The 23,347-nt window shown below is 56.4% G+C and carries 26 protein-coding genes; 18 read left to right on the top strand and 8 right to left on the bottom strand.

Going from position 1 to position 23,347, the window contains the following annotated elements:
- Positions 1–168 carry a 50S ribosomal protein L33 gene (gene rpmG / locus N9C89_RS04220; protein ID WP_263952589.1) on the top strand — a complete coding sequence of 56 codons (168 nt, stop codon included), beginning with the start codon at positions 1–3 and terminating at the stop codon, positions 166–168.
- 158 nt (positions 169–326) lie between these two features.
- The gene (locus N9C89_RS04225; protein WP_263952590.1) at positions 327–809 is read left to right on the top strand and encodes a cytochrome b/b6 domain-containing protein; all 483 of its coding nucleotides are present in this window, start codon (positions 327–329) and stop codon (positions 807–809) included.
- Between the two features lie 63 nt (positions 810–872).
- Here the strand turns inward: N9C89_RS04225 and N9C89_RS04230 are convergent, their stop codons facing one another.
- Positions 873–1,649, bottom strand: a complete 777-nt coding sequence (locus tag N9C89_RS04230; RefSeq protein ID WP_263952591.1) for a Bax inhibitor-1 family protein — start codon at positions 1,647–1,649, stop codon at positions 873–875.
- A 157-nt stretch (positions 1,650–1,806) separates the two neighbouring features.
- Positions 1,807–2,004: a DUF1127 domain-containing protein gene (locus N9C89_RS04235; RefSeq protein WP_263952592.1), complete on the bottom strand. Its 198-nt coding sequence runs from the start codon at positions 2,002–2,004 to the stop codon at positions 1,807–1,809.
- A 123-nt stretch (positions 2,005–2,127) separates the two neighbouring features.
- Here N9C89_RS04235 and N9C89_RS04240 point away from each other — a divergent pair, with 123 nt between their 5' ends.
- Positions 2,128–3,078 (top strand): LysR family transcriptional regulator, encoded by a 951-nt coding sequence (locus tag N9C89_RS04240; RefSeq protein WP_263952593.1) that lies wholly within the window; start codon positions 2,128–2,130, stop codon positions 3,076–3,078.
- Here the strand turns inward: N9C89_RS04240 and N9C89_RS04245 are convergent.
- A complete protein-coding gene (locus N9C89_RS04245; protein ID WP_263952594.1) occupies positions 2,994–3,950 on the bottom strand; it encodes an NADPH:quinone oxidoreductase family protein in 957 nt (318 codons plus the stop codon). The genes N9C89_RS04240 and N9C89_RS04245 overlap by 85 nt on opposite strands.
- A 334-nt stretch (positions 3,951–4,284) precedes the next feature.
- Between N9C89_RS04245 and N9C89_RS04250 the strand changes: the two genes are divergently transcribed.
- From N9C89_RS04250 to N9C89_RS04265, 4 genes are all read left to right on the top strand, one after another.
- On the top strand, positions 4,285–4,656 hold the full coding sequence (locus N9C89_RS04250; protein ID WP_263952595.1) for a helix-turn-helix domain-containing protein: 372 nt from the start codon (positions 4,285–4,287) through the stop codon (positions 4,654–4,656).
- Between the two features lie 202 nt (positions 4,657–4,858).
- On the top strand, positions 4,859–5,608 hold the full coding sequence (gene hisN / locus N9C89_RS04255) for a histidinol-phosphatase (RefSeq protein WP_394358480.1): 750 nt from the start codon (positions 4,859–4,861) through the stop codon (positions 5,606–5,608).
- Between the two features lie 136 nt (positions 5,609–5,744).
- Entirely contained in the window at positions 5,745–7,100 is a 1,356-nt protein-coding gene (locus N9C89_RS04260) for an 8-oxoguanine deaminase (RefSeq protein WP_263952596.1), read from the top strand.
- 45 nt (positions 7,101–7,145) lie between these two features.
- Complete coding sequence (locus N9C89_RS04265) at positions 7,146–7,613, top strand: CAP domain-containing protein (RefSeq protein ID WP_263952597.1); 468 nt, start codon at positions 7,146–7,148, stop codon at positions 7,611–7,613.
- Between the two features lie 11 nt (positions 7,614–7,624).
- Here the strand turns inward: N9C89_RS04265 and guaD are convergent, their stop codons facing one another.
- Positions 7,625–8,914 (bottom strand): guanine deaminase, encoded by a 1,290-nt coding sequence (gene guaD, locus N9C89_RS04270; protein ID WP_263952598.1) that lies wholly within the window; start codon positions 8,912–8,914, stop codon positions 7,625–7,627.
- 126 nt (positions 8,915–9,040) lie between these two features.
- On the opposite strand from guaD, the gene mgtE reads away from it, so the two are divergent.
- From mgtE to N9C89_RS04295, 5 genes are all read left to right on the top strand, one after another.
- Positions 9,041–10,423, top strand: coding sequence for a magnesium transporter (gene mgtE / locus N9C89_RS04275; protein WP_263952599.1), 1,383 nt, complete (start codon positions 9,041–9,043; stop codon positions 10,421–10,423).
- Positions 10,420–10,971: a 5-formyltetrahydrofolate cyclo-ligase gene (locus N9C89_RS04280; RefSeq protein WP_263952600.1), complete on the top strand. Its 552-nt coding sequence runs from the start codon at positions 10,420–10,422 to the stop codon at positions 10,969–10,971. Before mgtE ends, N9C89_RS04280 begins: the two co-directional genes overlap by 4 nt.
- Before the next feature lie 61 nt (positions 10,972–11,032).
- The gene (locus N9C89_RS04285) at positions 11,033–11,848 is read left to right on the top strand and encodes a TIGR00282 family metallophosphoesterase (protein ID WP_263952601.1); all 816 of its coding nucleotides are present in this window, start codon (positions 11,033–11,035) and stop codon (positions 11,846–11,848) included.
- 100 nt (positions 11,849–11,948) lie between these two features.
- Positions 11,949–13,730 (top strand): SLC13 family permease, encoded by a 1,782-nt coding sequence (locus N9C89_RS04290; protein ID WP_263952602.1) that lies wholly within the window; start codon positions 11,949–11,951, stop codon positions 13,728–13,730.
- 96 nt (positions 13,731–13,826) lie between these two features.
- Positions 13,827–14,567, top strand: a complete 741-nt coding sequence (locus N9C89_RS04295) for a YebC/PmpR family DNA-binding transcriptional regulator (RefSeq protein WP_263952603.1) — start codon at positions 13,827–13,829, stop codon at positions 14,565–14,567.
- A gap of 68 nt (positions 14,568–14,635) precedes the next feature.
- Here N9C89_RS04295 and N9C89_RS04300 read toward each other — a convergent pair whose 3' ends face one another.
- Positions 14,636–15,514 (bottom strand): LysR family transcriptional regulator ArgP, encoded by an 879-nt coding sequence (locus N9C89_RS04300; protein ID WP_263952604.1) that lies wholly within the window; start codon positions 15,512–15,514, stop codon positions 14,636–14,638.
- Between the two features lie 163 nt (positions 15,515–15,677).
- Between N9C89_RS04300 and N9C89_RS04305 the strand changes: the two genes are divergently transcribed.
- From N9C89_RS04305 to N9C89_RS04315, 3 genes are all read left to right on the top strand, one after another.
- Positions 15,678–16,238, top strand: a complete 561-nt coding sequence (locus tag N9C89_RS04305; RefSeq protein ID WP_263953279.1) for a LysE/ArgO family amino acid transporter — start codon at positions 15,678–15,680, stop codon at positions 16,236–16,238.
- Between the two features lie 94 nt (positions 16,239–16,332).
- Positions 16,333–17,190, top strand: a complete 858-nt coding sequence (locus tag N9C89_RS04310; protein WP_263952605.1) for a DMT family transporter — start codon at positions 16,333–16,335, stop codon at positions 17,188–17,190.
- A gap of 85 nt (positions 17,191–17,275) precedes the next feature.
- On the top strand, positions 17,276–17,512 hold the full coding sequence (locus N9C89_RS04315; RefSeq protein ID WP_263952606.1) for a YdcH family protein: 237 nt from the start codon (positions 17,276–17,278) through the stop codon (positions 17,510–17,512).
- A gap of 6 nt (positions 17,513–17,518) precedes the next feature.
- On the opposite strand, the gene N9C89_RS04320 is transcribed toward N9C89_RS04315, so the two are convergent.
- From N9C89_RS04320 to N9C89_RS04330, 3 genes are read right to left on the bottom strand one after another with little or no spacing between them, the layout of a single operon-like run.
- Entirely contained in the window at positions 17,519–18,004 is a 486-nt protein-coding gene (locus tag N9C89_RS04320; protein ID WP_263952607.1) for a CoxG family protein, read from the bottom strand.
- Between the two features lie 30 nt (positions 18,005–18,034).
- The gene (locus N9C89_RS04325) at positions 18,035–19,438 is read right to left on the bottom strand and encodes a helix-turn-helix domain-containing protein (RefSeq protein WP_263952608.1); all 1,404 of its coding nucleotides are present in this window, start codon (positions 19,436–19,438) and stop codon (positions 18,035–18,037) included.
- Between the two features lie 57 nt (positions 19,439–19,495).
- Entirely contained in the window at positions 19,496–20,707 is a 1,212-nt protein-coding gene (locus N9C89_RS04330) for a multidrug effflux MFS transporter (RefSeq protein ID WP_263952609.1), read from the bottom strand.
- Positions 20,708–20,894: 187 nt separating this feature from the next.
- On the opposite strand from N9C89_RS04330, the gene N9C89_RS04335 reads away from it, so the two are divergent.
- The 3 genes from N9C89_RS04335 (at position 20,895) to N9C89_RS04345 (ending at position 23,303) form a co-directional block, all read left to right on the top strand.
- Entirely contained in the window at positions 20,895–22,427 is a 1,533-nt protein-coding gene (locus N9C89_RS04335) for an acyl-CoA carboxylase subunit beta (RefSeq protein ID WP_263952610.1), read from the top strand.
- An 89-nt stretch (positions 22,428–22,516) separates the two neighbouring features.
- Entirely contained in the window at positions 22,517–22,870 is a 354-nt protein-coding gene (locus N9C89_RS04340; protein ID WP_263952611.1) for a hypothetical protein, read from the top strand.
- Positions 22,863–23,303 carry a DUF6497 family protein gene (locus N9C89_RS04345; protein ID WP_263952612.1) on the top strand — a complete coding sequence of 147 codons (441 nt, stop codon included), beginning with the start codon at positions 22,863–22,865 and terminating at the stop codon, positions 23,301–23,303. The genes N9C89_RS04340 and N9C89_RS04345 overlap by 8 nt, the downstream gene beginning before the upstream one ends.
- Positions 23,304–23,347: the final 44 nt, after the last annotated feature.

The raw sequence follows: 23,347 nt of genomic DNA on the forward strand, positions 1-23,347 counted from the left end.
ATGGCGAAGCCGACCACAATCAAGATCCGCCTGAACTCGTCCGCGGGCACCGGCCACTTTTACGTGACCAAGAAAAACGCCCGTACCATGACCGAGAAGATGGTTGTGAACAAATACGACCCAGTCGTGCGCAAGCACGTTGAGTACAAAGAAGGCAAAATCAAGTAAGCTTGATTTTACTTTTTGAGTTTGAAAGCCCCGCACTCTGCAAGAGTGGCGGGGTTTTTCTTTTTCTGACCAAAAGCTGCGGCGTTATGCCAAGCGAAAATTATAGACTCGCTGCGTGCAGCGCTTCAAACTTCGTCTGAACGCACGGAGGATTGACGATGCCGAAGAATTTTTTGCCGACACAGATAGTTTTACACTGGCTCGTGGCAGTTTTCATTTTGCTTCAGTTTATAAGCAGCGGCCCCATGAAAGAGGCTTGGTCCAATGTAGAGAAGGGGCTGGATTTCGTGCCGCACCCTGCTGTTTTCGGGCATGTGATTGGCGGCCTATTGGTGCTGCTGTTTGCGTTGTGGCGGCTCTATTTGCGGCGCACTCACGGTGTGCCTCCGCTGCCGGAGGAGGAGCCACCCGTTTTGCGATGGGTGGCTAACGCAACTCATACGGCGCTCTATGTTCTGTTGTTGCTGACACCGCTATCTGGCGCTGTAGCGTGGTTTGGTAGCCTGGAGACCGTGGCTTTCGCCCATGAGGTTTTGAAGTCGCTTCTTCTTTTGTTCGTTTTGCTTCACATCCCCGGCGGGTTGTACCAGCAGTTTGTTCTCAAAACCAACATCCTCGCGCGCATGGGAATAGGGCGATAGAGCAAAAGAAAACGCCCGCTTCATTTCTGAAACGGGCGTCTTTTGATTTAAGTTGCTGCTCTCTTATTCGCGGTTGCCGAAGAGATGCAGCAGGAACATGAACATGTTGATGAAGTCGAGGTAGAGGCTCAGTGCGCCCATGATGGCCGCTTTGCCCAACCACTCGCTGTCACCAGATTGTGCGTGCGCGATGTAGGTGTTCTTGATGTTCTGCGTGTCAAAGGCTGTGAGGCCGGCAAAAATCAGAACGCCGATTGCGGAAATCGCCAGCTGCAGTACGCCAGATTGTAGGAAGAGGTTTACAATCATAGCGACGAACAGGCCGATAACACCCATCATCAAGAATGTGCCCATCGCCGACAGGTTGCGCTTTGTGGTGTAGCCATAGAGCGACAAACCGGCAAAAGCGACTGCAGTGATGAGGAAGACCTGAACGATCGATGCGCTTGTGTAGATCAGGAAGATCGAGCTGATCGAGAGGCCCATAACAGCAGCGAATGCATAAAACACCAGTTGCGCGCTGGCAGCAGACAGACGACCGATCCCGGCACTAAGGCCGAACACAAAGGCAAGCGGAGCAAACATGATCACCCAGCGCAGAGCCGATGTGTAGATCGTTGCGCCAAGACTTGTCAGGTATTTCGAGTCGCTGATTTGAGCGACCGCCAGAGCAGGGTCTGTTGTTGTGGCAAGCCCGGCGATAGCCCAAGCTGCCAAAGCTGTAATCAAAAGACCTACGGACATCGTGCCGTAGACTTTGTTCATATGAGCGCGCAGCCCCGCGTCGATTTCTGCGCTGATTGCGCCGACGTGTGACTGGGCTGTACCAAATTGTGCCATTCGTTCCTCCGGTTGGGAATAAGATTGAGGCGTGCAAATGCCCGCCGTTGCCTCAAATATCGGTAATGGCGGGCTAAATTTCAAGTTCAACCGGAGGTGTTTTAGCAAAAAAGCGAAGTGGTTGTGAAAAGGGCGCTTTTTGGGGGTGTTCGAGGGCCTAAAAATCCCAAAACGCGCGGTTTGCTTCTTTTTGCGCCTCTGCTCTGCTCAGGCCGAGGTCGTCAAGCGCGTCTGTGTCGAGTTTGGCGAGTGTCCGGCGCTGTGCATAAACCGCGAAGGCTTGGCGCAGTGTTGCTGCAAAAGATGTGCTGCGTGGTAATCCGCAGGAGGAGGCGGATGAAAGAGCTTGTGTCATGTCAGTTCCTTTCGGATTTTGTGATGTGAATATTGAATTGAATCATTTTCGTTGATGTATATGGCGGCGCATGTCATATTTGTGAAATGAATGTTTGTTTAGTTATGCATCAAGGATTGTGATATGCCGCGTAATCTCGATCTAACGTCCCTGCGATCATTTGTGGCCGTCGCCGATTCTGGCGGGGTGACGCGCGCCGCTGGATTTCTCAACCTCACGCAGTCGGCGGTGTCGATGCAGCTCAAACGGCTGGAGGAATCGCTCGGCGCTGAGCTTCTTGATCGCAGCGCGCGAACGATCGCGCTTACGCCAACGGGCGAGCGTCTGTTAACCTATGCGCGGCGGATGCTTGATCTGAATGATGAGATCTTCGCGCGGATGACCGATCAGGCCTATGAGGGCGAGATCGTTCTGGGGGTGCCGCATGACATTGTCTATCCCGCGATCCCTGAAGTGCTGAAGAGATTCGCTGCGGAATATCCGCGCATGCGCGTGCAGCTTTTGTCTTCGGTGACGGTGAAGCTCAAGGAGAAGTTCGCGCGGGGCGAAGCCGACATGATCCTGACCACAGAGGATGGATGCGACACAGGCGGGGAAACGCTTGTGGAGCGGCGTCTTGTCTGGGTTGGCGCGCCCAATGGCGTTGCTTGGCGGCAGCGCCCGCTTCGTCTGGCATTTGAGCCCAATTGTATGTTCCGCACGGCGGCGCAGAAGGGGCTGGATGCCGCCGATATCCCATGGGAGGTCGCGGTTGATTCAGATTCCACCCGAACCATTGAGGCCAGCGTGTCCGCCGACCTAGCAGTACACAGTGTGCTTGACGGCATGGAGGCGCCGCATCTGGAACAGGTGCGTCATGGCGGTGCGCTGCCGGATCTTGGATCGAAAAAGATCAACCTCTTCGTTTCGGAGTTGGCGAAAGGAAAAGTCGTCGAAGACCTCGCCGAAATTCTCCGCCAAGCCTATCGCCATCCGATGGTTCACCGAAGCTATGCAACCACAACCACCTTGCCCGTCGATTTGCGCGTTTTGAGCAACGAGAGCGCGCTAGCGGCCTCTGAGAGCGCAAGTTGATGGCTGATGTGCGGCGTGAGGCGGCCTTCAACTTGCCAGTCGAGTAGGGTCTTAAGGCTGTCCGAAAGAACCTTCGGTGCGAATTTGCGATAGCCGCCCCAGTACAGGCCAATAACGCTGATGTTCTTGACCAGCAGGATATTCGCCGGAATTTGCGGGACCGTTCCGCTTGCAAAGCCAATAGCAAGGATGCGCCCGTCGGGGTTGGTGACGCGCATTGCCGTGTCGAATGCTGCGCCGCCAACGGGGTCATAAACAACATCCGCACCGCCAAGCGCTTTGATCTGCTCTCGGATGTCGGGCGCGTCGCTGTCGATCACATGATCCGCGCCCGCCGCCTTCGCTATGGCCAGCTTATCTTCGCCGCGCGCCGATGCGATAACCCGCGCGCCCATCAATTTGCCCAGCTCGACCGCAGCGAGCCCAACACCACCGGCAGCGCCAAATACCAAAAGCGTTTCACCAGCCTTGATGTTTGCGCGATGGGATAGGGCGAGATGCGATGTTCCATAGGCAACCTGAAACGCCGCAGCCTCGGCAAAGCCAACCGCATCTGGCAGCGCGACAGTGGCCGCCGCCTCAAGCACAGCGTATTCGGCCAAGCCGCCGTGCCCTGCGACACCCGCCACGCGATCCCCAATCGAAAAGCCGGATACATCCGCCCCCATGTCAACGACGCGCCCCGCAATTTCCATGCCCGGACAGAAGGGCAATGCAGGCTTCTCCTGATAGGTGCCCTTGATCAGCAGCAAATCCGCAAAATTCAGCGCGCAGGCCTCCATCTTGATGAGAACCTCGTTTGGCGCGGGAATCGGTTTGGGGGTGTCCTGAAGCTCTGCGGAGCCCAATTCGTTTACAACGTACCCTATCATGTTACCTCTTTGGATTGACCGAAATACAATCTAAGCGAAAGTTCGCCTAGGTCGCCTGTTGCGGGATTGAAGTTTCCTATCTTCTTGACTAAAAAGTAAAAAACATTGAATTTCATCAATTGATGAAAAGAACAAAAACACGTTTTAGGTGCATAGATCACGAAACAGTTAACCTTATACAAGAAAAAGCGGTGGTGATTTCCCACAAATACACGTAATAATAGAACGGTAAGCGTAGTGACGTGAATGTGGTGAACATTGATTGGTGCTCTAAGTTGTTGGCATCATATTCGTTTCGCTTTATTCGCGTGTTTTAAAGTAGTGGAGCGTAAAAATGAAACACCCGGTAGACGTACACGTTGGAAAACGTATCCGCCATCGCAGATGGATGGTAGGCATGACCCAACAGCAACTCGCAGAACGTGTTGGAATTAAATTCCAGCAAATTCAAAAGTATGAAACTGGAATGAACCGTGTTTCCGCTTCCCGTCTTTGGGATATTTCGGATGCTATGGGGGTTCCGATTAGTTTCTTTTTCGAAGGGTTGGGCGGCAAGTCCGGCTCTGAAGCTAAGGAAACAACGGTTCGTGGTGATTTCATGGCCGATAAGGAGGCGCTTGAGCTCGTGCGCTCCTACTATGCGATTCCCGAGAATCAGCGACGTCGTTTGTTCGAATTGGCACGTGTATTGAGTGACGTTGCCTAATTAGACGGATCGAAAAGCGAAAAGGCGCGCTCTTGTATAGCGCGCTTTTTTGTTGCCTGCACGATAGGGAAGGGTGGCTCGCGGCTTGCGCGCGGTTGAGGGTCTGTCCTATCAAGGCGGCATCCAAACCCGAGTAGAGAACGAGGCGATCATGGACCTTTCACAAGCAGACATCACCTCGATTAGGGAAACAGCCGAGCTTATGGCCGACGCCGCGCGGCGGGTGACCCTTCAGTATTTCCGAGGCGGAGAGCTGGCAACTGAGAATAAGTGGGACGAGGGCTTTGATCCCGTTACCGTGGCTGATCGCGAAGCCGAAAAATCCATGCGCGCAATCCTTGCCGAAAAACGCCCCGAGGACTCTATTTTGGGCGAGGAGTTTGGGGTCACGGTTGGCACCTCTGGTTTGACATGGGTGCTGGACCCGATTGATGGCACGCGGGGTTTTATCTCTGGAACGCCTACATGGGGCGTTCTGATCGCGGTATCTGATGAGAACGGCCCGATTTTCGGCGTGATCGATCAGCCCTACATCGGCGAGAGATTTCGCGGTGGTTTCGGGCTAGCAAAGATGCAGGGGCCACATTGGGCGCGCGGATTGGGCGTGTCCTCCGTCAGCCGGCTGTCTGATGCGACCTTGTTCACAACCTTTCCAGAAGTCGGGACATTCGAAGAGGCCGCAGCCTTTCGCGAGGTCGAGCGCGAAGTGAAGTTAACGCGCTACGGCATGGATTGTTATGCCTATGCACTTCTTGCCGCAGGTCAGATCGATCTGGTGATCGAGGCGGGATTACAGCCCTATGACATCCAAGCTCCCATCGCGGTTATCCAAGCTGCCGGTGGTGTTGTGACGGATTGGAAGGGAGAGCCTGCGCACAACGGTGGACGTGTCCTTGCTGCCGCAACGCCAGAGCTGCATGCTGCGGCGCTCCTTCTGCTCTCAGACGCCTAATCCACATCCGCGAAGCTTGATTCCAGATGCCTGCGTGATATTCTTGCGCTCGTATCAGGTCCTTTGCCCTTTTCTGCTGATACGCTTCACACAACCGCCAAATGGCACCGAATTGGGCAGAATTGTGTGGAGACCTATGACAAACATCTTGATTGAAAACGCGACTCTTGCCCTCACCATGGATGATGCGGGCAGCGAAATTGCGAATTGCGATATCCATGTAAGGGACGGGGTGATTCAAGCCGTCGGCCCAAATCTACGGGCGCATTTGCAGGGCGAACAAGCCGAAGGACTTGCCGTACATCGCGCAGACGGTTGTCTCGTGACGCCTGGATTGGTGAATACGCACCATCATCTCTATCAAACGATGACCCGCGCGGTTCCTGCGGCCCAAGATGCTTTACTGTTTGGCTGGCTGCAGTCGCTCTATCCTATTTGGGGTCGTTTTGGACCGCGCGAAATGCATTCTGGCGCGGTTATTGGCCTTGCTGAATTGGCGCTATCCGGCTGCACGCTTAGCTCGGATCACATGTATATCTTCCCCAACGGAGCGCGACTTGAAGACTCGATCGAGGCGGCGCAGCGGGTCGGGCTGCGGTTCCATCCCACACGCGGCGCGATGTCGATCGGCGAGAGCAAAGGCGGTCTGCCACCCGATGCGTTGGTTGAAGATGAGGCCGCTATTCTCGAGGATTGCATCAGGCTGATCGATGCTCACCACGATCCACGCGACGGCTCGATGCTGCGAGTGGGTGTAGCGCCGTGTTCGCCATTTTCCGTCAGCACAGACCTCATGCGTGAAGCTGCACTTCTTGCGCGCGATAAGGGCGTGATGCTCCACACGCATTTGGCCGAAAACGACGAAGATATCGCCTATTCCCTAGAAAAGTTCGGCTGCCGCCCTGGCGAATATGCCCGCGATCTTGGCTGGCTGGGCGAGGATGTCTGGCACGCTCATTGCGTCAAACTCGACGCGACCGAGATTGATCTCTTTGCCGCAACCCGCACGGGCGTTGCGCATTGCCCTTGTTCCAATTGCCGCCTCGGTTCAGGCATCGCGCCTGTGCGCCAGATGCGCGATCAGGGCGTGCGGGTCGGTCTTGGTGTGGATGGGTCTGCGAGCAATGATCTCGGCTCGCTTTCAGCAGAGGCGCGACAGTTGATGTTGCTACAGCGGGTTCAAAACGGTGCCGATGCAATGAGTGCCCGCGAGGCGCTTTACATCGCAACGCGTGGTGGAGCAGAAGTACTCGGACGATCCGATTGCGGGCAAATCGCCGTTGGAAAACGCGCCGATCTCGCGATATGGGATTTGCAAGGGTTGGAGAGTGCCGGAAGTTGGGATCCTGCCGCTATTCTGCTCGCCGGACCGCAGAAAGTGCGCGACCTCTTTGTCGAAGGAAAGCAGATCGTACGTGATGGCGAAATGCAGACCATCAACTTGCCCCAAGCAATCAAAGAACAGAACAAACTTGCTAAAGACTTGATGTAGCCATAATTTCCGCTCAAAATGAGAAAAATTGGACGAGGGAAGATTATGAAAATCAAATTTGGTGCGATCGCGGCCGCGGCGGCATTCATGCTGGCAGCCTGCTCTGAGCAAACAACAGTGGTAACGGCGGGTGGTGGTAACGACCTTGCTGTTTCGCTTGAGGACATCGTGAATTTCGAGCGCAGAAATGCGAGCCTGCCTGAACTGACTTCAAATGCGCAACTTGATGCAGCCGCTCTTGCGCTTGCCGAAGACATGAACGCGAATGGCTTTGTAGGGCACACCGGCACTGACGGTTCGACCGTCAAAGACCGCGTTGAGGCTACGGGATATTGCGCACGCGTCCTTGCCGAAAACGCCTATAGAGGAGAGCGCGGCGGTATCGGCGCAATCGATTGGTGGATGCAATCTCCGCCGCATCGCGCAAATATTCTCAATTCGAAAGTCACTGAATTCGGCATGGCCGGATCGGGCCAGTCTTGGGCAATGGTATTGGCCGGTCGCCCCTGCTGATAAGTCAAAAATCAGGTCAGCGCACGTCGCTGGCCTGACACCCAAACATCAGAGATCGCGCGGTCATCTCCCATCATGATGGTGGCAAAGAGACTTTCCCAAATATCTTCTGCGCGCGCCGAACGCTGGGCAATCGCCGGAGTTGAGGCCAGATCAAGCGCGATGATGTCAGCTTCCATTCCTGGAGCGATGTTGCCGATCTTATCATCCAGATGAAGCGCCTTGGCCGAACCTGCTGTCGCCAACCAATAGAGCTCCGCAGCGTGTAGAGGGCTCCCGTTCAACTGCCCAACCTCATAGGCCGCAGCCATTGTGCGCAGCATTGAGAAATTTGAGCCGCCCCCCGTATCCGTCGCCAGTCCTATCCGGTGCCCATCCGCCGCAAGGCCCTTCATGTCAAAGAGGCCGGAGCCGATGAAGGTGTTCGACGTGGGGCAATGGATGAGGCTGGCGTCCATTTCAAGCAGCCGCGATTTCTCTCGTTCCTCAAGGTGGATCGCATGGCCATAAAGCCCGCCGCTCTTGAGCAAACCAAAATACTCGTAGGTATCAAGGTAATCTCGTGCGTCGGGGAAGAGGGTTTTGACCCACGCGATTTCATCTACCTGCTCCGAAAGATGCGTTTGCATGAGAACCTCGGGATGCTCCCCCCAAAGTGCACCGAGCGCTTCCAGCTGTTCTGGCGTGGACGTCGGCGAAAATCTCGGTGTGATCGCATAGTGCGCGCGCCCTTTGCCATGCCATTTCTCAAGCAGGCGCTTGCTGTCGTCATAGGCAGATTGCGGTGTGTCGCAAAGGCCCGCGGGCGCGTTGCGATCCATGCAGGTTTTGCCCGCCACAATCCGCATTTGCCGCGCCTCGGCCGCTTCAAAAATAGCGTCAACACTCTCTGGATGGATGGTGCAATAGCTGGCGACTGTGGTGGTGCCATTGGCAAGCGCAAGATCAAGATAGCGGGCGGCAATCTCGGCGGCATAGTCCGCATCTCCAAACCGCATCTCTTCGGGGAACGTGTAAGTGTTCAGCCAATCAATCAGCCGTTTGCCCCAACTCGCGATGATCGCGGTCTGCGGGTAATGTACATGCGCATCGACAAATCCGGCGGTCAGCAGATGATCTTTATAGTCGAAACTCTCGGCGTGGGGGTATTGCGCCGCCAGCGTGTCGGCCTCTCCGACGGCAAGGATCCTGCCGCTGTCAATCGCGATGGCGCCATGGGTGATGTGGCGGGCCGCTGCCTCGATGTTTCCATTCATCGGGGAGCCGTCGAACCATAAAACCTGTCCGCGCAAGAGTTCCATATCTATCCCTTTCACCGCATAAGCGTTGAGGATAGCCCCTCATTTTCCAAAGGTAAATCTGCCTTTCCCCCTGTTTCTTTTTGCGCGCCCATTCTATGCTGCGCGAAGCAGCGAACGGAGTCTCAGATGACCGAGCAGACACGCGAGTCCGAAGCCACGGACGAAGAGACATTCGGCCTTGACGACCAGACAGTCGATCAGGTTCTTGGCGCCGTTCGTAGCGGAGACGCCGCCGCACTCGCGAAGCTGATTGATCCGCTTCACGCGGCCGACGTTGCTGATATTCTCGAACAGATCGACCCAAGCACACGGCGCGATTTTGTCCAGCTTTGGGGTGGGGGGATTGATGGCGATATCCTCTCCGAACTTGACGAAGGCTTGCGCGAAGAGGTGATCGACGCGCTCGCGCCTGACGAGCTAGCCGACGCGGTGCGCGATCTTGAGTCTGATGACGTTGTCGACCTTCTTGAAGACCTCGAAAAGCCGCAACAGGATGCCATTCTTGACGCCCTCGACGATAGCGACCGTGTTGCCGCCGAGCGCGCGCTTTCCTATCCGGAGGAAAGTGCGGGCCGCCTTATGCAGCGCGAGGTCGTCATGGGGCCGGAGCATTGGAACGTCGGGCAAGCGATTGACTTCCTGCGCAACAGCAAGGAATTGCCAGAGCAGTTCTATCACATGATCCTCGTTGATCCGCGGATGCGGCCGGTGGGATATGTTACGCTCGGCAAACTGTTGAGCGCCCCGCGCAAAACCCCGCTTGTGGATTTGATCGAGGAAAGTTTCCGCACATTCCCTGCTACAGCACCCGAAGAAGACGTCGCCTATGCATTCAATCAATATCACCTGATATCGGCCCCCGTCACAGATGAGGATGACCGTCTCGTTGGGGTCATCACCATTGATGACGCGATGAACGTGCTCGATGAGGAACACGAAGAAGACATCCTGCGCCTCGCCGGTGTTGGCGAAGAGAGCCTGTCGGATAGGATTTGGGAAACGGCCAAGAGCCGAGCGCCTTGGCTCACAGTGAACCTCGGCACCGCAATCCTTGCCTCCGCGGTGATTGCCCAGTTCGAGGATGCAATCGCCCAGATCGTGGCGCTCGCGGTACTCATGCCGATCATCGCGTCTATGGGCGGAAACGCCGGAACACAAAGCCTCACCGTTGCGGTGCGTGCGCTCGCGACCAAAGACCTTACCTCGCGCAACTCATGGCGCATCTTGCGTCGGGAGGCGCTTGCGGGGCTTATCAACGGCTTGCTCTTTGCGTTTCTGATGGGGCTTGTCGGTTACTTCTGGTACGGGAGCGGCGCCCTTGGGATGGTGCTTGCCGCGGCGATGGTTATCAACCTTGTGGTCGCGGGTATCGTTGGTGTTGGCGTCCCCGTTGTGCTGGATAAGATCGGTATCGATCCTGCGCTGGCCTCGGGCACATTTGTAACGACCGTTACTGATGTCGCGGGCTTCTTGGCCTTTCTTGGCCTTGCATCGGCCTTCCTCCTATGAGCGTGGTTCTGGATAAGGCTGATCTGCGCGAGCGGGCTTTCGCGCGTCGAGCCGAGGCGCGTGCGCGTTTGGGCGCGACCCCGCCGAACGGGTTGGCCGAGGTGCTTGCGCCTCATGCGGGCAAAGTGCTGGCGGGCTATATGCCGATCCGAACAGAGATTAACCCGCTGCCTGAAATGCGCGCCCACGATGGTCCGGTTGCTGTGCCGGTGATTCAAGCCAAAGGGGCGCCGCTGAAGTTTGCGCTTTGGAGCGAAAATACAGAAATGACGCGCGGCGAATTTGGTGCAATGATCCCGGCAAAGCCCGAGTATGTGACGCCCGAAGTTCTGATCGTGCCGCTGGTGGCGTTTGATGCTGCGGGCAACCGACTTGGCTACGGCGGCGGGTTTTATGATCGGACGCTCGAAGAGCTCCGCGCGGCAGGAAACGCCATCGCGATCGGCTTTGCCTTTGAAGCGCAGTATTTTGAGCGAATCCCGTGTGAGCCCACGGATCAGCGGCTTGATGTGATGGTTACGGACGAAAAAATACGCCATTTCCCGTAAATTTCCAAATTTGGAACGATTTCTTGGGGTGTGCGTTAGAGTTTAGAAAGTACGAAATTCGATGAGAATACTGTTTTTAGGCGATGTTGTTGGCCGCTCTGGACGCAAAGCAATAACAGAGCGGCTCAAAGGGCTGCGCGAGAAGTGGCGGTTGGATTTCGTTGTGGTCAACGGCGAGAATGCCACCTCTGGTGCGGGGCTGTCGGCGGCTCATGCGCGGGTGCTGCTTGAGGCAGGTGCGGATTGTATCACGCTTGGCGATCATGCGTTCGACCAGCGCGACATGCTCACCTATATCGAGCAGGAACCGCGCATCATCCGCCCACTCAATTTTGCCAAGGGCGCACCGGGAAAAGGTGCGCGGCTGTTTGATGGCGGGCGCGGGCGAAAGATTCTGGTTACGCAAGTTCTGGGGCAAGTCTTTATGAAGCGGGCCTTTGATGATCCATTCTCCGCGATCGAGACCGAGTTGAAACGCCATCCGCTTGGCGGGCTGGCACAGGCAATTTTGGTCGATGTGCATTGCGAAGCCACCAGCGAAAAGATGGGCATGGGCCATTGGTGCGACGGTCGCGCGAGTGTTGTTGTCGGTACGCATACCCACGTTCCCACAGGTGACGCGCAGATCCTTCCCAAAGGCACCGCATTCCAAAGCGACGCGGGCATGTGCGGCGATTACAACTCTGTCATCGGAATGGAAAAGGCCGAACCGATGCGCCGCTTCATCACCGGGATGGGCAAGGGGCGGTTCACCCCCGCCACCGAAGAAGCAACGCTGTCTGGGCTATTCGTTGAAACCGACGATCGCACGGGGCTTGCAAAAACTGTGTCTATGGTGCGTGAGGGCGGAAGACTTGAGCCGTCTTCGCCCAAGTAACGGAAAAATCTCCCTGAAACACTGCGCGATCAAACCAGCACTTGTACAACGCAATGACATTCGGCAATGATTGATCGACTAAAAGAGGCGCGGCCAAATCATGGTGCTGTTTGAAATTTCCCAGACGTGGCAAGCTATTCTTGCCCTCTGTGTTGTCGGGGTCATGTTCGTTCTGTTTCTGCGCGAGCACTACCCGACCGAAGTCGTCGCGATAGCGGGCGTTGCCACGCTGTTGGTGCTTGGAATTCTCCCCTATGACGAGGCATTGGCGGTTTTGTCGAACCCTGCGCCTTGGACCATTGCAGCGATGTTTATTGTCATGGGCGCGCTTGTGCGGACGGGTGCGCTTGAATGGTTCACCCAGATGGCCGAGAAAAACGTAGAGACAAACCCAAAAGTCTCTATCGCGCTGATGATTGCATTTGTTGTGATTGCCTCAGCCTTTGTGTCCAACACTCCGGTGGTCGTTGTGATGATCCCTGTGTTCATCCAACTCGCCAAAAAGCTCAATGTTTCGGCATCCAAACTGCTGATCCCGCTGTCCTACGCGGCGGTCATGGGCGGCACGCTCACGCTGATCGGGACGTCGACGAACTTGCTCGTGGATGGTGTTGCGCGCGCCAATGGGTTGCCGGCCTTTACCATTTTCGAGGTTACGCCGCTGGGGATCGCAATTGTGGCGTGGGGTATGATCTACCTTCGTTTCATCGCGCCGCGTTTGTTGCCGGATCGGGATTCCATGGCGAGCTTGCTCTCGGACCGCTCCAAAAAGAAGTTCTTCTCCGAGGCGGCCATCCCGCCAGATAGCGATCTGATTGGCCGCGAGGTTTCTGGTGTGCAGCTGTTTAAGCGCGAAGGCGTGCGATTGATCGACGTCTTGCGCGGCGATGAATCCCTGCGGCGAAACATGGGCGATGTGGTGCTTCAGGTTGGGGATCGCGTTGTTTTGCGTACTGAAATGACCGAGCTTCTGTCGCTTCAGCGCAATAAATCTCTAAAGCGTGTTGATCAGCTTTCCGCCGTTGAAACCACGACGGTTGAGGTGTTGATTACACCGGACTGTAAAATCGTGGGCCGCGCGCTTGGGTCGCTGCGCCTGCGCCGTCGCTATGGCGTGTATACGCTGGCCATGCACCGCCGAAACCAGAATATCGGCCACCAGCAGCTTGAAAATCTTGTCGTCCGTGTGGGGGATACGCTCCTGCTTGAAGGCGCACCCGAGGATATTGGCCGTATGGCCAGCGATCTTGGTCTGGCCGATGTTTCACACCCTTCCGCGCGAGCATTTCGACGTGGTCATGCGCCGGTGGCTGTTGGTGCGCTCGTGGGGATTGTCGGGCTGGCCGCCTTTGGTGTTGCGCCGATCTTCCTTCTGTCTGTTTTGGCGGTGGCGGTTGTTTTGTTGACGCGCTGCATTGATGCGGATGAGGCCTTTGGCTTTATCGATGGCCGCTTGTTGGCGCTGATTTTCTCGATGCTGGCCATTGGTGCGGCGCTCGAGTCTTCTGGTGCGGTGCAACTCATCGTAGATGCGGTTTCGCCTGGGTTGGAAATGCTACCACCGTTCCTCATCGTCTGGGCGATATACTTGCTCACGTCGGTGCTGACCGAACTCGTTTCAAACAACGCGGTTGCCGTGGTGGTGACGCCGATTGCAATCGGGCTGGCCGCAGCACTTGGCATTGATCCGCGTCCGCTGGTTGTGGCGGTGATGGTCGCGGCATCGGCGAGTTTTGCGACCCCCATCGGCTACCAAACCAATATGCTGGTCTATGGTCCGGGCGGGTACAAATTCACCGATTTCTTGCGCGTGGGTATTCCGCTCAACCTGTCCATTGGGATACTGGCTTCGCTGCTTATTCCGCTTATCTGGCCGCTCTAAGAGCGCTATCGACGTTGCGGGGGCATCGGCCCCTTGAAGAACACGCGCGCGCTGGCCTATAAGCCACCTAACCGAGATTGAACCTAAGAGGCACACATGGCTGGCCATTCCAAATGGGCAAATATTCAGCACCGCAAAGGGCGGCAGGACGCAGCACGCTCCAAACTGTTTAGCAAACTTTCCAAAGAGATCACTGTGGCCGCCAAAATGGGCGACCCTGATCCAGAGAAAAACCCCCGTTTGCGTATGGCCGTTAAAGAGGCCAAATCAAACTCCGTTCCGAAAGATGTGATTGAACGCGCCATCAAAAAGTCCACTGCGGGCGAGGGCGACGATTACGAAGAAATCCGCTACGAAGGTTACGGCCCAAACGGCGTTGCCGTGATCGTCGAGGCCATGACAGATAACCGCAACCGCACCGCGTCAACCGTGCGCTCGACCTTCTCCAAGAATGGCGGCAACCTCGGTGAAACCGGTTCCGTGGGCTTCATGTTTGATCGCAAAGGTCAGGTTGTCTACGGCCCCGACGCGGGCGATGCCGACACGGTAATGATGGCCGCGATCGAAGCGGGTGCCGAAGATTGCGAAAGCACCGAAGATGGCCACACCATCATTTGCGCCGATACGGATTTGAACGCCGTCTCTACTGCGCTTGAGGCCGAGTTGGGCGAAAGCGAAAGCACCAAGCTGATCTGGCAACCAACCACCACAACCGAGCTTGATCTCGAAGGTATGCAAAAGCTGATGAAGCTGATTGACGCCCTCGAAGATGACGACGACATCCAGCGTGTCACTGCCAACTTCGAAGTGTCTGACGAGGTTATGGCGCAGCTTTAAAACGCTGTTCAGACCGGAAAATTCAAGCGCCGCGCTCATTGATAGAGCGCGGCGTTTTTGTTTGACGGTTATGACGGCGGCTGCAGCGCGCCTTTCGCAGCATCTCTGATTGCGCGTGTCAGCGGCGCTATGGCGGGGGCGATGCGGCGGTTGCATTGCCAGAACAACGGAACATCCAACGGCGTCTCCGGAATGAGCGGCACAAGTGTACCCTTCGCCAAATGATCGCGGATCAACGGCTCTGGGTTCATGCCCCAGCCCATGCCAAGCAGCGCGGCATCAACAAACCCACGGGACGAGGGCAGTTGATGGCTTGAAAATCGCAGGGCCCGCCCGAATTGCCGCTTGGCCCAAAGGATTTGCAGCCGGTCTTTTGTGTTGAACAACAGAGCAGGCGCGGCCTCGAGCGCGTGTTCGGTAACGCCATCTGGGAAATAGCGTCGCAGGAAAGCGGGGCTTGCCGAGGCGATGTATCGAAAATTCCCAAGCGCCACGCAATCGCTGCCTTGAACGGGTGTTGGGTGTGCGGTTATCGCGGCCTGAACCTCACCGCGTCGAAGCCAGTCGGCGGAGTGGTCCTGATCATCCACCACAAGTTCGAAGAACAAATCATCCTGGCCGGCAAGCGCAGGGAGCAACCAAGTCGAGAGGCTATCGGCGCTGGTGGCGATTTTGATATGCGAGGCGGCAGGAGCTTTGCCCAAATCCTTAGCGAGTGCGCTCTCCAGTAGGGCAATTTCCTCCGCGTGGCGATGTAGGCGCGCGCCTGTGGGTGTGGCGGTTGCGGGCGGGCCGCGCTTGATCAATGCTGCACCGATCTCTTCTTCCAACGCTTTGATCCGTTGCGAAATCGCCGAGGGGGTCACGCTCAATTCATGGGCCGCGGATTCGAATGAACCTGTGCGCAGAACGGCGGCAAGCGCCATAAGAGAACGTGTGTCGGGCAAATTAAGAACCTCTAATCCAGATCAAGAATCTTTAATTAGACTAATCAAACTGAAATGAATAGCAACAGCGGCACGTCAACATTCAGGAGCCTGATTTCTCGTGCTTTCTTCTATTCCGTTCTCCGTTGTCTTTACGGGCTTCCTAACCTCGCTCACTCTTATCATGGCGATCGGTGCGCAGAATGCGTTTGTGCTGCGCCAAGGGCTGCGGCGGGCTAATGTTTTGGCCGTCGTGCTGGTTTGCGCCTGTTCGGATGCGATCCTCGTGACAGTTGGTGTTTTTGCCTTTGAATGGGTCGAAAGCGTCTTGCCGGGTGTATTGCCGATATTCAAATACGGCGGCGCGGCGTTTCTGTTTGTTTATGGGGCGCTTTCGTTTCGGGCGGCGTGGCGCGGCGGCGAGTCTCTAGAGACAGAAAACGGCGCAACGCAGTCTACGCTCAAGGCGGTGCTGACCTGTCTCGCGCTGACGTGGACCAACCCGCATGTGTATCTTGATACAGTTGTGCTGCTTGGAAGTCTGTCCGCGCCTTATGGTGATGCGCGGTTTGCTTTCGGGTTTGGTGCGGCCTTGGCGTCTTTTGTGTTTTTCTTTGCGCTTGGATATGGCGCGCGGTTCCTTGCGCCCGTATTTGCCAAACCTGCGGCGTGGCGCGTGCTTGAGGTGATCATCGGTATTACCATGTGGTCGATTGCGGTTAACCTGCTGCTGTTTACCGCTTGAACCTTCGCGGCGTTTGCAGTCAAGTCACCCCATGGAAACTTCCGCACCAGTCTCTTCCACTCCAACGGTACGCCCTCTTGAGGGGGTAATATGGATGATGGTTACGGGCCTGTGTTTTGTCGCAGTTACAGCGCTGGTGAAATACTACGGCCAGCGTATCCCCGCATCGGAGGCGGCGTTCCTCCGCTATGCACTGGGCTTGGTGTTTTTGCTGCCGATGCTCCCTGCGATGGCGCGCGCGTGGCGAGATGGTAGCCTTAGCGCTCCGGTGCTCGGCCTGTTTGGCCTGCGTGGAATGGTGCATACTTTGGGCGTGATCTTGTGGTTCTTTGCCATGACCAAGATCCCCATCGCCGAGGTGACCGCGATGAACTATATGGCGCCGGTCTATATCTCTATCGGTGCGGCGCTATTTCTAGGCGAGCGGCTCGCGTTGCGCCGAATTACCGCGATTGTTGTGGCGCTCGTCGGTGGCTTAATTATCCTGCGCCCAGGCCTGCGAGAGGTGTCGGTTGGGCATATCGCAATGATCGGCACTGCATTGTTTTTCGCCGCGAGCTATCTTGTGGCCAAGCCGCTTTCCGGCAAGGTCAGCCCCACCGTTGTTGTTGGAATGCTCTCGCTCACGGTGACAATCGGTTTGTTCCCTTTTGCCGCCGCTGTCTGGGTAACGCCAACGCTCCAAGAGCTTTTCGGCCTGTTGCTCGTTGCGGCATTCGCAACAGCGGGGCACTACTCCATGACGCTTGCTTTCCGTGCTGCGCCCATGGCCGTGACCCAGCCTGTAACCTTCCTTCAGCTCATCTGGTCGGCCCTCGTTGGGTTGGTGTTTTTTGCCGAGCCGATCGATATCTGGGTTGTGGTTGGCGGTGCGCTTATCATGGCTTCGGTCAGTTTTATTGCGTGGCGCGAGATGGTGCTAAACAAACGTCGCGCCCGGGCGGATACTTAGAAAAACGCCCGAAACTTGATCCGCGTCAATTACCACCGCCGGCAGAGGGGCTAAGCTTTGTGTAACCCATAAAAGGAGAACGCGAATGTCGAACACACCCCATGAGCTTGCCGAAGAATTCCCCGAAATGGCGGATAAAATCCATGCCCTCAAAAGCAGTGATGCCCATTTCGCGCGGCTGGCGGATGAATACCATCAGGTGAACCGCGATGTGCATCGTGCAGAGGCCAATATCGAGCCGACAGATGATTTGCACGAGCAGGAGCTGCGCAAGAAGCGCATGGCCCTGAAGGATGAAATCTTCCGGTTGCTGTCTGCCTAAAACAGCCTATGCGGCGGGGGTGTCTTCTGATGCCTCGCCGCTATCCTCGGATGGGCCTTCGACGATCTCTTGAAACTTCTCAAAGAAGGATTCCGTCATCTTTTTGGCGAACCCGTTGATCAAGCGGTTGCCGAGTTGCGCGATCTTGCCGCCAACCTTGGCATCAACTTCATAGGTCAGCTCGGTGCCGCCTTCGGCATCTGCGAGCGTGACGAAAGCGCCACCCTTGGCAAAACCAGCCACGCCACCTTTGCCTTCGCCAGAGATGCGATAGCTGTTGGGGGCGTCTACATCGGTGAGGGTAACTTCGCCCTTAAACGTCGCCTTTACGGGGCCGACCTTCTGTTTCACCACCGCTTGAAAGCCGTCTTCTGGCGTTCCGGTTAGTTCCTGACAGCCCGAGATACAGGCTTTGAGGGTTTCGGGGTCGTTCAGATGCGCCCAGACCGTTGCGCGGTCGGCATTGATCAAACGTGTGTCGCTGAGTTCCATTTTTATTGTCCTTTGATCGCGCGCCCAGTTTTATGGGATGATTTTGTAAGGAAGCACGCCTCTGGCGTTGTGGTCAACATCCAACCGGCTTTCAAGAGGCGGCACAGAGCGTTGGTGACAGTTTGGCCGCTCGCAAATCCGACAGGAGACCCCGATTGGTTCAAACAATGCGGGGTTGGATTGGTCGAGGTCATCCGCATAGACCAGCGCCCCTGCATGCCGAACTTCACAGCCCAATCCGATGGCATACCGGCGAACGGGTGCCTTGAAGCTGCCTGCCGGCTTTGAGACATCCCGCGCCAAACAGAAATATCGCAACCCATCCGGCGTTTCGGCAAGTTGGCGCAGAAAGCGCCCCGGTGTCTCAAAGGCGGAGTGAACATTCCAGAGCGGACAAGCCCCACCAAAGCGAGCGAATTGTAGCCGCGTTGCAGAGTGTCGTTTGGTGATTGTTCCGGCCTGATCGACACGGACGAAAAAGAACGGGATACCCTTTGCGCCGGAGCGTTGCAGAGTTGAGAGGCGATGCGCGACCTGTTCGATAGACGCGCCAAACTGGCGGGCGAGCAGTTCAAGGTCGTGGCGGGTTTGCATGGCCGCTGTTAGGAACCTGTCATAGGGCAAGAGCGCGGCACCCGCGAAGTAATTGGCAAGGCCGATCTTGGCGATCTGGCGGGCTTCTTCGCTATGAAAACGGGCAAAATCGAGCGTGGCTTCTAACAGGTCGTCATAAGAGAGCAGCGCGATTTGGTGCAGAAGTTGAAACCGCCGCGTCGATGGGCTCGCATGTTGCGAAAGCGTGAGCGTTTTGTTGTCTGGGTCATAGCCGCGCAGCCCTGTGCCATCACTTTGCTTGAGCGTGATGCCTAGGCCTTCGATATGCCGAATGGCGCGGTCCTCGACAGAGAGATGCGTGTCGCGGCTTGTGGCAAAGCTTTCGGCGGCGCGGTCAACGGCATCGATGTAGTTATCGCAATAGTGAAAGAAGTCGCGCACGGCTTCCCATGGGCTGGGCGCAACACGGCTGTCTTCGCGGCCAAGGGCTTCGTCGAGTGACGCTAGGCGTTCGTGGCTCTGGCGATAGGCGCGGTGCAGTTCAAGAAAAGCGCGGGCGAGCGCAGGGGCGTTGGAGGCCGTCAGCCGCAAATCGGCAAGGGGTGGCGCTCCGTCTGCAAAGACAGGATCGGCGAAGGCCTCGCGCATATCGCTTACCATCCGCTCAGCATCGCCCGTTGAAAGCTCGGTCACATCAAAGCCGAACTCTTGGGCGAGAGCCAAAACTGCGCCTGTGCTGATCGGGCGGTTGTTGTTTTCCATCTGGTTCAGATAGGGCAGCGACACACCAAGCTTTTCGGCAAAGGCTTTTTGGGTCAGGCCAAGTCGCGTGCGGATTTCGCGCAGCTTTGCACCGGCATAGAGCTTTTGTGTTGCCATCTCGGCGGGTCCGTCCTGAGTTTGCAGATTTGCCGCCTGAGCAGCCTGATTTGCAAACTAGGCGATTTCCTGTTCGCGACGCAAGACATAGACAATCGAAACGACCCCGAGCGCCGAGGTGGTGAACATCAGGGCAATCAGCGGCGTCGCACCACTTCCTGGTCCAAGCAGCGTTCCGGCAAAGGCCGAAAGCGCAGCGCCGCCGCCAATCATGATCGCGCCGCCAATGCCAGAGGCTGTTCCGGCAAGATGCGGTCGTACAGAAAGCATGCCTGCGTTGGCGTTAGGGAGAACCATACCGTTGCCGAGCCCGACAAAGGTCATGAAGGCAAAGAAGATTTCAACTGATCCCGCGGTGAATGTGAAGATAAGTAGTGAAACGAGCAGCCCGAGCGCACAGATTATGCTGCCCCAGAGGATCATTTTGTTAACGCCCACACGGCGCGAATATTTGCCCGAAACATAGTTGCCTGCGAAGTATCCAAGTGCGGGTGCGCCAAAATAGATGCCGGTGAGATCGGGCGTGAGGTGATAGACCTCCGTCGCCACATAGGGCGCGCCACCGAGATAGGCAAAGAAAGAGCCAGAAGCGAAGGTCGCGCAGAGCACATAACCCCAAAACCGACGGGAGCCGAAAAGCTCGGGGTATTCGCGGAACTGCTCGCGCATGCTGCTTGAGGATTTGCGCGCCGTTTCGCCAAGGTCGCGGAAGGCAAGGAAGAAGATCAGTACGCCAAGCGCCAGCATCAGAACAAAGCTAGCTTGCCATCCGAATTGTGCATCAAGCACGCCGCCGATGGCGGGGCCAATCATTGGCACAACCGACATGCCCATGGTGAGATAGCCGATCATAGAGGCGGCTTCGTCCTGAGACACCATATCCCGCACCACCGCACGCGACAGCACCATACCCGCCACAATCACAGCTTGTCCCATGCGGAACGCGAGGAAAATCTCAACGTTGGGCGCAAAAAGGCAGCCGATGGTCGCGAGGATAAAGAGGCCGATCCCCCAAAGGATCACAGGGCGGCGACCAAAACGATCCGAGATCGGGCCAACAAATACCTGAAGTACCGCGTTAACGCCCAGATAGAGCGCAACTGAAAGCTGGATCAGGCGATAATCTGTCTCGAAATAGTCAGCCATCCCCGTCAGTGAGGGGAGAAAGATGTTCATGGCTAACGCAGAAAGACCGGCCAATAAGATCAGCGTCAGAAGATGAGGGGGGGTGGTTCGGTCAAGAAACCGAACCGCAGAATCGTTGCTCATGCAACAGAATTACGGTGCGGATACCGTAAAGTCCAGAGGGGATGCGTGGTGAAGGAGTTTGCAGATTTGCAATATGCAATCAAAGTTTGCGAAGTGATTTGCAAATATGCCGAAATTTGCTTTGGGAAATGCGGCGTCACGGCTAACCTGATTTCGATTTGCAAATCTTGCCCCAAAGGACGCGACGATGAAAGACGTAGACGCCCAACTCCTCGCCCGCCGTGAAGACGCCATGCTCGGAGGCGGTCAGCGCCGAATTGATGCGCAGCACGCCAAAGGTAAGTTAACCGCGCGTGAACGGGTCGAGCTTTTGCTCGACGAGGGCAGCTTTGAAGAGTTCGACATGTTCGTTGCGCATCGTTGTACCGATTTCGGCATGGAAAAATCTCGGCCCGCCGGTGACGGCGTTGTGACAGGATGGGGCACGATCAACGGGCGGATGGTCTATGTATTTTCACAGGACTTTACCGTGTTCGGCGGCTCGCTGTCGGAAACCCACGCCCAGAAGATTTGCAAGATTATGGATATGGCCGTTCAGAACGGCGCGCCAGTCATTGGCATCAACGACTCCGGTGGTGCGCGCATTCAGGAAGGTGTGGCGAGCCTCGCCGGTTATGCCGAAGTGTTCCAGCGCAACATCATGGCCTCGGGCGTGGTGCCGCAGATTTCGGTGATCATGGGGCCATGTGCGGGCGGGGCTGTGTATTCGCCTGCGATGACCGACTTTATCTTCATGGTCAAAGATACCTCTTATATGTTTGTGACCGGCCCTGATGTGGTGAAGACCGTGACCAATGAGGTTGTCACCGCCGAGGAACTTGGTGGTGCGGGGACGCACACAAAGAAATCAAGCGTTGCGGATGCGGCTTTTGAAAACGACGTGGAGGCCCTGACCGAAGTGCGCCGCCTCGTGGATTTCCTGCCGCTGAACAACCGCGAAAAACCCCCAGTCCGCCCGTTTTTTGACGCGCCGGATCGGATCGACGCCAGCCTTGATACGTTGGTACCGGACAATGCAAACACGCCCTATGACATGAAGGAACTGATCCACAAGATCGGGGACGAGGGCGATTTTTATGAAATCCAAGAGGATTTCGCGAAGAATATCATCACTGGTTTTATTCGCCTCGAAGGCTCCACCGTGGGTGTCGTGGCGAACCAGCCGATGGTTCTGGCGGGCTGCCTTGATATTGATAGCTCTCGTAAGGCGGCCCGCTTTGTACGTTTCTGTGACGCGTTTGAAATCCCGATCCTGACGCTCGTGGATGTGCCCGGTTTCTTGCCCGGCACAAGTCAGGAATACGGTGGCGTTATCAAACACGGCGCAAAGCTGCTCTTTGCTTATGGCGAGGCAACCGTGCCCAAGGTGACCGTCATCACGCGCAAGGCTTATGGCGGGGCTTATGACGTTATGGCGAGTAAGCACCTGCGCGGAGATTTCAACTATGCGTGGCCCACGGCGGAGATCGCTGTGATGGGCGCGAAAGGCGCAACCGAGATTATCCACCGCGCCGACCTTGGCGATGCCGAAAAGATTGCCGCGCATACGGCGAACTATGAGGAGCGCTTTGCCAATCCATTCGTCGCCGCCGAGCGTGGGTTTATCGACGAGGTGATTGTACCGCACAGCACCCGCAAACGTGTGGCGCGGGCCTTTGCGAGCCTGCGAAAAAAATCGCTCAAGAATCCGTGGAAAAAACACGACAACATCCCGCTATAGGACAAGAGATTGACCCGTACTTCCGCTCATAATTCCTCTGCTGTGTCGGTCACTTTGGTGCCGGTTTCGAGGCGTGTGGAGTGTATGGGATGAGTCGGCATGAATGGCATATCCGGCGCGAAAACGGCGTTTTGACCCTGTCGCGAGATGGAAACGAGCGGTTTGACATTGCCGCAGAGACCGAGTTGCCGATGATGGCGCGCGGGCGTTTGGCGCAGCAAATCCGGCAGGATATCTGGCGGGCACTGCAAGGGCTGCGCGGGTTTCGCCCGGTTGTGCGAATTCGCGAGGAGGGCGGCGCTCTCATGGTCACGGCAGGGGGGCGTTTGGACGATGCGCGCGTTGCAACGCCAGTGCATATAGAGCGTTTGAATGCTGTTCTGAACGATCCCGCAAACCGTAGCCGCTGGCAGCGTTTCGCGCGGAGGACTGCACATGGCTAGAGTGGCCCTTACCTGCGGACTCTGTACACGCGCGGCGGTTACCAAACTGGCTGTGACGCTGGGCGGCTCTGCGCTTGCAGAAGCCGAGCCGCTTCGTGTTCCTTCTGGTCAAGATGTTGAATTTCTTCAGCAAATCGAAGCAGAGGGCGCGCTGGGTGGGGGCGATCCATATGGTAAGTCAACGCATTTTCGATTTGTGGCACCGTCCTTGAGCCGAGAGCAGTCTTACGACGCAGTCGCAGAAGACCTGATGTTCCTGTGCAATCGGTTCGCGATCCCACGTTTGGACGAAGCGGGATATCAGGATGGTGCGGAAGTTGTGATCTCTGTGGCCAAGGCCCCAACCGAGTTCGGCGCGCTTACGCCAGATATCCCGAAATTCTTCGAGAGCTTCTCTGTGGAGAGCGGAATCTGTCATTGGGGAGATTACTAATGGCGGTTCAACTGGAGAATGAAACGAGCCATTGCGGCCAAGAG

The sequence above is a fragment of the Halocynthiibacter sp. SDUM655004 genome, assembly GCF_026015885.1.
GTDB classification, from domain to species: Bacteria; Pseudomonadota; Alphaproteobacteria; order Rhodobacterales; family Rhodobacteraceae; genus Falsihalocynthiibacter; species Falsihalocynthiibacter halioticoli.